A 7,263-nucleotide genomic window follows, 5' to 3' on the forward strand; every position below is an offset into this window, starting at 1 on the left:
ATCATTAGCCGTGGTGATATTTCTCGCCCCATTTTGACGGCAAATCTCGGCAACCCGATGTTTATTCCTGGCTACTTCTACCCCTAAACCATCCAATTCCACTAATAAAACTGACTCGGCATCCCGGGGATAACAGCCGGTGGCCACCACATCCTCCACGGCGTTGATACTGAGATTATCCATAATCTCCATCCCCGCCGGAATCATTCCCGATTTAATAATATCCGCCACCGCTTGGCCCGCCGACTCGATACTGGTAAAATCGGCCAGTAAAACACAGATAGACTCGGGAGTTTTCAGGATTCTTAGGGTGATTTCCGTGGCGATGCCTAAAGTTCCCTCGGAACCCACAAATAAACCGGTTAAGTCGTAGCCCGGTTGTTCTGGTACTGCCCCCCCCACATCGCTAATTGAACCATCGGGAAGGACGATTTTTAAGCCCATAACGTGATTGGTAGTCACACCGTATTTTAAACAGTGAACCCCGCCGGAATTTTCCGCCACATTACCGCCGATCGAGCAGATAATTTGACTAGAGGGATCCGGTGCGTAATAAAATCCCGCCCCGCTTACCGCTTGCGTCACCCAATTATTAATCACCCCGGGCTGTACCACCACCCTTTGATTATCTAAATCAACCCTGAGAATCTGATTCATCCGCGCCGTGACGATGAGAATCCCCTCTTCTAAGGGTAACGCCCCTCCCGATAAGCCCGTTCCTGCACCCCTCGCTACCCAGGCAATCTCGTTATCGTGACAGAGTTTCACCACCGCCGCAATTTCTGCGGTGCTGCGAGGTAGTACCACAAGAGCGGGTCTTTGTCTGTATCCTGTGATACCATCGCACTCGTAGGTTAATAATTCGTCTTTGCGACGGATGACTCCATCTTTACCGAGGATCGCTTCTAGCTGTTTGATCAGATTGGGGGAGATTTTCGGGGGATTTTTGAGTAACATAGGTTTCAGGGCGGCGGAGTCGCCATAAAATCGCTCTATAGGTTAAAATATCGTAAAAAAGCCAGAAATGAAGCTTTAAAAGCTGCTCTCTCCTATTTTAGCACTAGAACCCCTTCCTCTGTAGATAGAAACCTGCAAGGGTCTGGATTATAGAGAAAATTGCCGATAAATTTCCCAGTGCTTGCCGTTATGAATTAGGAGGGTAATTTCATCGATTATCACCTCAAAAAATAGCTCTTGATCAGCATATTTTGACCAAGCTTTCCAGAAATTATCTTTAGTTAAATCTCGGAAGCCAACGGTTAAATGGGGCGAAAAAGCTCGGCTTTTTGAGGCATTATCGCTGATATTCAAGGAAGATTCTAGCTGCTGTAAAAGCCGTTTTTGTAGGGTTAATAATTCTGGGGTTTTCTGGACATTAATATAAATGACTCGCGGTTTAAAGGCGGCAAAATTCTGGAGAATTAGGGGAATAGGAGCGTGCAAGCCAGCAAATTCCTCTAAACATCTTTCTAAATCCGGTAATTGTCCTAAATTCCACCGGAAAGGGGGTTGGAGAGTGACGTGGGGAGGCGATTTCAGGGCAGCGCGACTATTGTAAATTTCTGCAAACTCTAACTTGATTTTTGTGGCAATTTCCTGTACTTCTGGCGGCGGCAAAAGTGCGATAAAAAATAGAGATCCCTGGGGTTGATTCATGGAAGCAAGCAAAGCTACAGAAATAAAGCTGTCACCTCGATTCTAGCAGTCTTCCACAACTCTAAGCTAATTGTATATCTCTGTTACATGGCACCATCGACGGCCAAGATTAATCGGTATAATTATATGATTGTTAATCAGTCCTAGCCTCCTGAGAATTTATGCCCTGGTTTGTCAAGATAGAAAAAGGCATTGTTGATAAAACTACCTTCGATCGCTATGTCAGCGCCCATAAGGACTATGTGCGTGATTTAATTAGCCAAGGACGAGCAGCAAAAACTGGTTATTGGGCAGAAAGGGGCGGCGGAATGTTATTATTTAAGGCCGATTCTCTTGAGGAAGCCCAAGCAATTATAGTTCGCGATCCTTTAATCGAGAATGGTTGTGTGGAATACGAACTCCATGAATGGCGAATTGTCGTCGAGTAATCTAGCTTTTCAGGGAACAGTAATCAGTAATCAGTAATCAGTGAAAACAGAGCAAGGTTAAGCTGTTGATTATCTAAATATTACTCGTTAATACTGCCTGGGAGTGGGGAGATGGGGGTGGGGAGTGGGGAGTGCCGGAGATGAGAGTGGGGAGATGGGGAGCTTTTTGGCTGTGGACTGAAAACTCGCATCTGAGTTACTGATTACTGATCACTGATGACTGATAAGCTATACTGGGGGAATTGTGCTAACAGCACGGTTGCTGCTGCCGTTCGTTAAATTGTCTCTAGTGAAATTGAGGAATTAACTTTGTCTAAACAAGATCTGATTGAAATGGAAGGAACCGTCACCGAATCTTTGCCTAACGCCATGTTTAGGGTGGATTTAGATAACGGTTTCAACGTCTTAGCCCATATATCTGGCAAAATCCGCCGTAATTATATCAAAATCCTCCCTGGCGATCGAGTCAAAGTGGAACTGACCCCCTACGACCTAACCAAAGGCAGAATTACCTATCGCCTGAAAAATCAAAAAAAATAGCGATAAATAGGGGCAGAGAAGCCAAAAAGTCTAATAAGCGTCCAAATTTATTTTAAAAAAATAGGTGACACGGGTAAAAGAAATCTGATATAATAATAAGCTTGCAGTGTTGCCAGAATAGTTAGGCATGAAAGTTAGAGCGTCTGTCAAAAAAATGTGCGAAAAGTGCCGCGTCATCCGTCGGCGCGGTCGAGTCATGGTAATTTGTTCTAACCCCAAACACAAGCAGAGACAAGGTTAAACCACCAAAGTCACTGTCTTGGGGCAGAGAATCGTTACCGTTAATTGTAGTCGTTTTTGGAAAAAAATCGTTCATAGGGAGAAAGAAAAAGCGTGGCAAGGATAGCTGGTGTAGACCTACCTCGCGATAAGCGTGTGGAAATCGCCCTGACCTACCTCTACGGAGTGGGTCTATCGCGTTCCCAAGAAGTCTTATCTGCGACGGGTGTTAACCCTGACACTCGGGTCAAGGATCTCAGCGATGAAGACGTGGCGGCGCTACGGACTTATATCGAGACAAATTATCAAATCGAGGGGGATTTGAGACGCTGGGAGGCGATGAACATCAAACGCCTCGCCGATATCGGCACCTATCGAGGTCGTCGGCATCGGCTAGGATTACCCGTGCGCGGGCAACGGACGCGAACCAATGCGCGGACCCGTCGCGGTCGTCGGGTGACAGTGGCAGGGAAGAAAAAAGCCCCCTCCAAGAAATAATTTTTTATTCATTGCGATATCCCCCAATCAAGAAAAACTATGGCGCGACCAACCAAAAAAACCGGACCGAAAAAACAGAAGAAAAATATTCCTACCGGAGTCGCTCACATTCAATCGACCTTCAACAATACCATTGTCACGATCGCCGATACCAAAGGCGATGTGATCTCTTGGGCATCGGCGGGATCGAGTGGTTTTAAAGGAGCCAAAAAAGGAACCCCCTTCGCCGCCCAAACCGCCGCCGATAACGCCGCCCGCCGAGCGATCGAACAGGGAATGCGTCAACTAGAAGTGATGGTTAGTGGCCCCGGGGCAGGACGGGAAACCGCAATCCGGGCCCTGCAAGGAGCAGGATTAGAAATCACCCTGATCCGGGACGTGACCCCCATCCCCCACAATGGTTGTCGTCCTCCCAAACGCCGGAGAGTGTAAACAGTGAACAGCTTTTTCAGGTGACAGGGATCTTGAGGCCAGCAGCCGTTAGCTTTGAGCGCATCAGCAGGAGAATCCGGTCGTCAAAGACCATCTGCTCAAAAAACTGAACGCTGAACGTTAAATGCTGAACGCTAGAGAAAACTGATAACTGATAACTGATAACTGATAACTGAACAAGGGAGGTCAATCGGTGGCGCAATTTCAAATCGAGTGTGTAGAAGCAAAAACTTACAAGAATCAGAGTCAGTACAGTAAGTTTGTACTAGAGCCTCTAGAAAGAGGCCAGGGTACGACCGTAGGTAATGCCCTGAGACGGATTCTCATTTCCAATCTGGAAGGAGCGGCCGTGACGGCCCTGCGGATCGCGGGAGTCAATCACGAATTTGCCACCGTCCAGGGAGTACGCGAGGACGTGATGGAACTCATGCTCAACATGAAAGAAATCATCCTGAAAAGCTACACCAATCAAACCCAGATCGGGCGTTTAGTGGCAACTGGGCCGGCGACAGTAGTGGCGGCACAATTCGATTTACCCTCAGAAATCGAGATAGTTGATCGCAATCAGTACGTCGCCACCCTAGCCGAAGGAGCCAAGCTAGAGATGGAATTTCGCGTGGAAAAAGGCAAAGGCTATCGGGCGATTGATCGCAGTAAAGAGGAGGCCACTTCGCTAGACTTTCTGCAAATCGACTCTATCTTTATGCCCGTAACCAAAGTCAACTACAGCGTCGAAGATATCCGTTCCGAAAGCGGTCAAGCTAGAGATCGTCTGCTCTTAGAAATTTGGACAAACGGGAGCATTAACCCCAAAGAAGCCCTTTCCCAAGCGGCCGATATGCTAGTTAATCTCTTTAACCCGCTCAAGGATCTCAACGCCCTCGAATCCTCCGGTAACTTTGACGACCAAGAGATCAACCAAGAAAACCAAATTCCGATCGAGGAACTACAATTATCCGTGCGCGCCTACAATTGCCTGAAGCGAGCGCAGATCAACACCGTAGCCGACCTCCTCGATTACAGCCAAGAAGATCTCTTAGAAATCAAAAACTTTGGGCAGAAATCGGCTGAAGAAGTCATTGAAGCCCTACAAAAACGGTTAGGCATCACCCTACCCCAAGAAAAAAGCAAGTAAACCCAATTCCAGGAAAATACCATGAGACATCGGTGTAAAGTGCCTCAATTGGGTCTGCCGGCTGACCAAAGAAAGGCACTGCTGCGCAGCTTGGCCACCCAGCTAATTCGCCACGGTCAGATCACCACCACCCTAGCGAAAGCGAAAGCGGTGCGAGCAGAGGTAGACCACATTATCACCCTAGCTAAAGACGGTTCCCTGAGCGCCCGTCGCCAAGCTATGGGCTACATCTACGATAAACAACTGGTTCACGCCCTCTTTGAAGGCGCACAAGCCCGTTATGGCAGTCGTAACGGCGGTTATACCAGGGTCGTGCGTACCCTGCGCCGTCGCGGGGATAATGCCCCCATGGCGATTATCGAACTGATGTAACGATGACAGCTTGCCCCCAGTCGCGGATCGCCCTAGTTATCCAGTATGTGGGAACTAATTTCCACGGCTGGCAACGGCAACCCCATCACAGGAGCGTGCAGGAAGAAATCGAGAAGGCTCTGGCCGATATTCTCGGTCATGCCGTCACTCTGCACGGGGCAGGACGTACCGATAGCGGTGTTCACGCCGCCGCCCAAGTTGCCCATTTCGAGCAGCAGAGTCCGATCCCACCCTCCCATTGGTCCAAGGTTCTCAATGCTCGGCTAGATGACGATATCGTCATTCGGGCCTCAGCCCGGGTTCCCGATCGCTGGCACGCCCGTTTCTCGGCCCTCTGGCGACGTTATCGTTACACCCTCTATACCGACCCCATCCCCAATCTCTTTGTTAGCCCCTTTAGTTGGCACTACTACCATCGTCCCCTCGATGCCGATTTGATGGCCAGGGCTTTACGGCCCCTATTGGGCAAGCACCATCTGGCCGCCTTTCACCGTGCTAACTCTAGTCGCGACCATTCCTGGGTAGAAGTACAGGGGGTGGAATGCTACCGTCAAGGGCCGTTTGTACAGATGGAAATCCAAGCCAATGGCTTTTTGTACGGGATGGTGCGCCTATTGGTGGGAATGTTGGTGGAGGTGGGAACTGGTGAGCGATCGCTAGAAAACTTTACCGACATCTGGGTCAATCAGCGCCGAGAATTGGTCAAATACGCCGCACCAGCTAAAGGACTATGTTTACTGCGGGTGGGTTACGCCGATTTTCCCTTTGCCGATAGCGTCTGGTGCGAGACTCAGCCTCTTTATTATTTCCGAGCAGAGGGGATAGGGGAATAGGGAGATAGGGAAATAGGGAAATAGGGGAATTCCAACTAAAACCCTAAAACTCTAACCCCCCAACACCCAGGTGGGCAATAAAAAAAATTAATTTTTGTAAACCAAGGCAAACTCACCATGAACAAAACACCTCTACCAAATTTAGAGACTCTAGAGCAGAAATGGTACGTCATCGATGCGGCCGATCAGCGTCTAGGTCGTCTGGCCACCGAAATCGCAATGATTCTACGGGGCAAAAATAAAGCCACCTTCACCCCCCATCTGGATACGGGGGATTTTGTCATTGTTATTAACGCCGAAAAAGTGACGGTGACGGGCAAAAAACGTCAACAGAAAGTTTATCGCCGCGACTCCGGCAGACCGGGTGGTATGAAGGTAGAAAGCTTCGATAAACTGCAAAAACGCATTCCCGAACGGATTATCGAACACGCTGTTAAGGGAATGCTCCCGAAAAATAGCTTAGGTCGGAAATTGTTCACGAAACTGAAAGTTTATGCCGGTGCGGAACATCCCCATCAGGCACAACAACCGGAAGTTTTAGCGATTAATACGATTCCCGCAGGAGGAAATTAAGTCAATGCAAGCCACGGACAGTAAAAATAAGGTAGTTTATTGGGGAACGGGACGACGCAAATCGGCGGTCGCTTCCGTGCGTCTGGTGCCGGGGACGGGGGCAATTACCGTTAACGGTCGCGATGGGGAAACCCATTTTAACCGCATTCCCACCTATATCCAGACGATTAAGGCTCCTCTGGAGACTTTGGGACTAGAAAACGAGTATGATATCATTGTTAAGGCCGAGGGCGGTGGTTTGACCGGTCAGGCGGATGCGGTGAAATTAGGTGTCGCTAGAGCTTTATGTCAATTGGCCCCGGAAAATCGTCCTCCCCTTAAGAGTGAAGGTTATCTGACTCGGGATCCCCGGGCGAAGGAACGGAAAAAATACGGTCTTCACAAAGCGCGCAAAGCGCCTCAATACTCGAAACGTTAGGTTAATAGAGAGGTTTATTATGCCGAAAAAAATTCATCCTACTTGGTATCCGGAAGCCAAGGTGATCTGTAATGGTGAACTGGTGATGACGGTGGGTTCGACAAAACCAGAAATTCATGTGGAGGTTTGGTCGGGTAATCATCCTTTTTATACGGGAAC

The 7,263-nt window shown here is 48.7% G+C and carries 13 protein-coding genes; 11 read left to right on the top strand and 2 right to left on the bottom strand.

The genetic code is table 11. The features are described from left to right. Together PX484_RS02905 and PX484_RS02910 are read right to left on the bottom strand one after the other, a co-directional pair. On the bottom strand, positions 1-957 hold a 957-nt coding region (locus tag PX484_RS02905; RefSeq protein WP_288102794.1), incomplete at its 3' end, for an FAD-binding protein. A gap of 147 nt (positions 958-1,104) precedes the next feature. After that, the gene (locus tag PX484_RS02910; RefSeq protein ID WP_287665043.1) at positions 1,105-1,656 is read right to left on the bottom strand and encodes a 2'-5' RNA ligase family protein; all 552 of its coding nucleotides are present in this window, start codon (positions 1,654-1,656) and stop codon (positions 1,105-1,107) included. A 161-nt stretch (positions 1,657-1,817) separates the two neighbouring features. On the opposite strand from PX484_RS02910, the gene PX484_RS02915 reads away from it, so the two are divergent. The 11 genes from PX484_RS02915 to rpmE form a co-directional block, all read left to right on the top strand. After that, on the top strand, positions 1,818-2,084 hold the full coding sequence (locus PX484_RS02915; protein WP_002736524.1) for a YciI family protein: 267 nt from the start codon (positions 1,818-1,820) through the stop codon (positions 2,082-2,084). Between the two features lie 309 nt (positions 2,085-2,393). Further along, positions 2,394-2,624 (top strand): translation initiation factor IF-1, encoded by a 231-nt coding sequence (infA, locus tag PX484_RS02920; RefSeq protein WP_002737109.1) that lies wholly within the window; start codon positions 2,394-2,396, stop codon positions 2,622-2,624. Positions 2,625-2,751: 127 nt separating this feature from the next. Beyond that, positions 2,752-2,865, top strand: coding sequence for a 50S ribosomal protein L36 (gene rpmJ, locus PX484_RS02925; RefSeq protein WP_012593611.1), 114 nt, complete (start codon positions 2,752-2,754; stop codon positions 2,863-2,865). Positions 2,866-2,957: 92 nt separating this feature from the next. Further along, positions 2,958-3,341: a 30S ribosomal protein S13 gene (gene rpsM / locus PX484_RS02930; protein WP_002735415.1), complete on the top strand. Its 384-nt coding sequence runs from the start codon at positions 2,958-2,960 to the stop codon at positions 3,339-3,341. Positions 3,342-3,380: 39 nt separating this feature from the next. Then, positions 3,381-3,773: a 30S ribosomal protein S11 gene (rpsK, locus tag PX484_RS02935; protein ID WP_002735413.1), complete on the top strand. Its 393-nt coding sequence runs from the start codon at positions 3,381-3,383 to the stop codon at positions 3,771-3,773. Positions 3,774-3,966: 193 nt separating this feature from the next. Next, entirely contained in the window at positions 3,967-4,908 is a 942-nt protein-coding gene (locus PX484_RS02940; RefSeq protein ID WP_002766101.1) for a DNA-directed RNA polymerase subunit alpha, read from the top strand. Between the two features lie 21 nt (positions 4,909-4,929). Next, the gene (gene rplQ / locus PX484_RS02945; protein ID WP_002801078.1) at positions 4,930-5,280 is read left to right on the top strand and encodes a 50S ribosomal protein L17; all 351 of its coding nucleotides are present in this window, start codon (positions 4,930-4,932) and stop codon (positions 5,278-5,280) included. 2 nt (positions 5,281-5,282) lie between these two features. Continuing rightward, a complete protein-coding gene (gene truA / locus PX484_RS02950) occupies positions 5,283-6,113 on the top strand; it encodes a tRNA pseudouridine(38-40) synthase TruA (RefSeq protein ID WP_287665040.1) in 831 nt (276 codons plus the stop codon). Positions 6,114-6,230: 117 nt separating this feature from the next. After that, entirely contained in the window at positions 6,231-6,686 is a 456-nt protein-coding gene (gene rplM, locus PX484_RS02955; protein WP_002735375.1) for a 50S ribosomal protein L13, read from the top strand. 4 nt (positions 6,687-6,690) lie between these two features. After that, positions 6,691-7,104 carry a 30S ribosomal protein S9 gene (gene rpsI / locus PX484_RS02960; protein ID WP_002737094.1) on the top strand — a complete coding sequence of 138 codons (414 nt, stop codon included), beginning with the start codon at positions 6,691-6,693 and terminating at the stop codon, positions 7,102-7,104. A 19-nt stretch (positions 7,105-7,123) separates the two neighbouring features. Beyond that, the coding region (gene rpmE, locus PX484_RS02965) for a 50S ribosomal protein L31 (protein ID WP_288102797.1) at positions 7,124-7,263 on the top strand (140 nt) is incomplete at its 3' end.

Origin of the sequence: Microcystis sp. M49636_WE2, assembly GCF_030065375.1 — a bacterium.
GTDB lineage: Bacteria > Cyanobacteriota > Cyanobacteriia > Cyanobacteriales > Microcystaceae > Microcystis > Microcystis aeruginosa_C.